Origin of the sequence: Salinispora sp. H7-4 (genome assembly GCF_013416675.1) — a bacterium.
Classification (GTDB): domain Bacteria; phylum Actinomycetota; class Actinomycetes; order Mycobacteriales; family Micromonosporaceae; genus Micromonospora; species Micromonospora vitiensis.
Genome location: NZ_JABZED010000062.1, coordinates 1 through 998, shown reverse-complemented (window position 1 = coordinate 998; position 998 = coordinate 1). Strand labels below are relative to the sequence as shown.

The window sequence follows — 998 nt, the reverse complement described above, 5'->3', positions numbered from 1 at the left end:
GGTGGTCTTCGGGAGTTGGCGGCTGGTGGTGGTGTTTCGGGTCGGGTGGTGTCGGGTGGGACGGCGGTGTTGTTTACGGGTCAGGGGTCGCAGTGGGTGGGGATGGGTCGGGAGTTGGCGGGGGCGTTTCCGGTGTTTGCGGGGGTGTTGGATGAGGTTTGTGGGGTTTTTGGGTCGTTGTTGGGGGGTGATTTGCGTGAGGTGATGTTTGTGGATTCGGGTGGGGTGTTGGGGGAGACGGGGTGGGCGCAGCCGGCGTTGTTTGCGTTTGAGGTGGCGTTGTTTCGGTTGGTGGAGTCGTGGGGTGTGGTTCCGGATTTTGTGGTGGGTCATTCGGTGGGGGAGTTGGTGGCGGCGTATGTGTCTGGGGTGTGGTCGTTGGAGGATGCGTGTCGGGTGGTGGCGGCTCGGGGTGGGTTGATGCAGGGGTTGTCGGTGGGTGGGGCGATGTTGGCGGTGGGTGTGGGGTTGGGTGAGGTGGATTTTGGTGGGTTGGATGTGGCGGCGGTGAATGGTCCTCGGTCGGTGGTGGTGTCGGGGTCGGTGGAGGAGGTGGTGGAGTTGGAGGGGGTGTTGGGTGGTTTGGGGGTGTGGTGTCGGCGGTTGGGGGTGTCGCGTGGTTTTCATTCGCGGTTGATGGATCCGATGGTGGGGGAGTTTGGGCGGGTTGTGGGTGGGGTGGAGGCGGGTGTGGGTGGTGGTGTTGCGGTGGTGTCGACGGTGACGGGGGATGTGGTGTCGGGTGAGGTGTTGGGGTCGGTGGGGTATTGGGAGGGGCAGGTGCGGGGGACGGTGCGGTTTGCGGATGCGGTGGGGTCGTTGGTGGGGCGTGGGGTGTCGCGGTTTGTGGAGGTGGGTCCGGATAGTGTGTTGTCGGGGATGGTGGGGGAGTGTGTGTCGGGGGCGGTGGTGGTGGGGTTGCAGCGTGGTGGTGGTGGTGAGGTGGGTCGGTTTGTGGAGGGGATGGGGCGGTTGTGGGTGTCGGGTGTGGATTTGGA

Annotated in this window: 1 protein-coding gene; it reads left to right on the top strand. The window is 64.8% G+C overall.

All coding sequences use genetic code 11. The features are described from left to right. Positions 1-102: 102 nt before the first annotated feature. On the top strand, positions 103-998 hold an 896-nt coding region (locus tag H0524_RS22810), incomplete at its 3' end, for an acyltransferase domain-containing protein (protein WP_255436191.1).